The 2,258-nt window shown below is 39.9% G+C and carries 2 protein-coding genes; both read right to left on the bottom strand.

Annotation, left to right across the window (positions count from 1 at the left end; all coding sequences use genetic code 11):
* Nucleotides 1–119: 119 nt before the first annotated feature.
* On the bottom strand, nucleotides 120–1,538 hold the full coding sequence (locus tag H3001_RS18990; RefSeq protein WP_181215786.1) for a KAP family P-loop NTPase fold protein: 1,419 nt from the start codon (nucleotides 1,536–1,538) through the stop codon (nucleotides 120–122).
* 223 nt (nucleotides 1,539–1,761) lie between these two features.
* Nucleotides 1,762–2,073 (bottom strand): hypothetical protein, encoded by a 312-nt coding sequence (locus tag H3001_RS18985; protein ID WP_181215785.1) that lies wholly within the window; start codon nucleotides 2,071–2,073, stop codon nucleotides 1,762–1,764.
* Nucleotides 2,074–2,258 lie beyond the last annotated feature (185 nt).

Here is a 2,258-nt window from a genome sequence, read left to right as displayed (position 1 = left end):
GCTATCGCAATTTGGCCCAGCCCCTAAGGTAACTGATTCAAATATGCGACAAGCATTTTTTGAAAACAAATATTGTAAATCAAATAATTAACGAGTCTTTTTACAATTATTAAGAGACACTAGTGAACCGTTCCGTTAAACTCATAATTGGAATAATCACGATTAATCTTGATTTTCCGGGGAGAATCAAATGCTTTCAGGTTGGTGACAGCTGAAAGTTCCATAACCGTTTCAATCACCTCACCCAATGCACTGTCATTATTAATCAGTTCCGATATCTTATTCAACAAACCTGAGACCTGAAATACCCGACTGCTCAGATAAGTTTCTTTCTGGCACATCCGGAAAACGATTTTCTCCCATTCTTCATCAAACTCCATGATAGCATCCAAGCTATCCTTTTCCTCCTCTGTCAAAGGACGCAGTTTCAATTTAGAGGCCACTTTCTCGTTCCAGTTCTTGAAATCCGGCTCTTCCTGCAACTGATTGTAAATATACGGATAGGCAATCTGCATACACACTAAGGCAAAGTTTAGCAGTTTGTTGTCATTCTGGCAATTAGCCCCCATCTTCTGATTTATGATTGAAATCAGCGACAAGGTATTGGTCAGTCGCTTCAATGACCGCGGATTGCTTCCCACTGACAAACGGGCAATTTCCGACAAATTTTCGGCCAGTGCCGTATCATCCAGTTCTTTTTCCGTAAAGAAATTGATAGCCTTCAAAGCATTGACCAAAAATACGTCTACATTGTAATTGGCCACAGGCATGGAAAACGGGAGCTGAATAATTTTATCAAAAAAAGACCGGAACTCACGCTCATTCTTATCCGTCAATTCCCCAAACTTCGGTTTAAGTCCCTTAATCACCACATCATAATCGATGGCAAGTACAAAAATACAGTTCTCCAGGTCAAAAATATTCTTCAGCAATTCCAGAATCTCCACTGCCACAGGGGGGTCAATCCGGTCCAGATCGTCTATATAGAAAATAAAACCTTTTCTATCGGGACGGTGTGCCAGCGCTTCCTGTACCAGTCCATTGATTTCCTCCTTCAGCCGCATCACATCCGAATGAGCCGAACCGCCATCTTCTCCAAACAATTCATCTACCGCATCTCCGTCAATTCCCACCTGATTGGCTACAATCTTAGTGCCGACCGAGGCCATTTTCTTAAAGATTCCCCCTATTTTTTTCTTACTTTCATTCCACTTTCCTTCCGAGGGATTCAATGCCCCAATCTGGTTAATAATCCCCTCCAGTATACCGATAATGGCCTGTGAGGAAGTTTTCATTAAAGAATATTGCCATGTGTTAATCCATATCGGGAAAAACTGGGCCTGGTCACAATCGCACAGATTCCATCTCAGGAGATTCATCAAGGAAGTCTTACCACTTCCCCATTCTCCCTGCAATGCGATGGTGATAGGAGTTTCTGTCCACTTAATGTATTCTATCAGTGCATCCTGGTAGATTTTTATACCAAACAAATCCTCTTGATCGTACTTCCGAGGAATATCAATAATGCTTGATTTCATATATTATAAATAATTATCGTTCTACAAATAAACTACTTACAGCAAAATCCAGTGAATTATTCCGGAAAAGACTGATTAAAAAACAATCCGGAAAAATTGTTCATATTCCTGTCAGCCGCTACATATTACACCATACGGTTCCGGGTAGCCGCAGCCTCATAAACATAAAAATAGCGGCACAAAGAACTCCTTCTTTTACTGCCGCTATTTACAATTGTAGACATTATTTTCCTGCTGCTACCAGAGTAAGACTATTGTCTACCAACTTTGTATTATCCGGATTGGCCACCTGTACACCGATTCCGTACATTTCTGCAATCTTCTTTTCAAAATTACCTACACGAAGATTACCGCCAACTACCAGTGAACCTCCTTTTGCGTCCGCTGTACGAATAGAGGCCAAAGTTGCCTTTTCATCTGCATATGTCTTGCAAGCAGGAGTTGTATATACACGCAAAGTAGCACCAAAACACTTTTTAAAATTCTCTTTCAAACCTCTTACAGTCATCCGACCGTCAAGACTAAATTCTGCCATAATATTATAATTTAAATTACACGGTTCAAGAAGCTCTTTCAAAAACTTCCTTTATTTTCAATAGACATTATATAGATTAATTTGTTATATGACTCATTTTGTGGCTGATTCTGAAGTTGTGTAATCCACAAGCAATAAGAATCACCATATCTTCGAAACCGAATTTATGGCATCTGAATCGTTCT

The organism is Phocaeicola faecicola (genome assembly GCF_013618865.1).
GTDB classification, from domain to species: Bacteria; Bacteroidota; Bacteroidia; order Bacteroidales; family Bacteroidaceae; genus Phocaeicola; species Phocaeicola faecicola.
This window is presented reverse-complemented; position numbering and strand designations above follow the sequence as displayed.

Excerpts from the sequence above, each read along its gene's own strand:
- H3001_RS18990 (WP_181215786.1), bottom strand. The coding sequence starts at position 1,538 with ATGAAATCAAGCATTATTGATATTCCTCGGAAGTACGATCAAGAGGAT.
- H3001_RS18985 (WP_181215785.1), bottom strand. The coding sequence starts at position 2,073 with ATGGCAGAATTTAGTCTTGACGGTCGGATGACTGTAAGAGGTTTGAAA.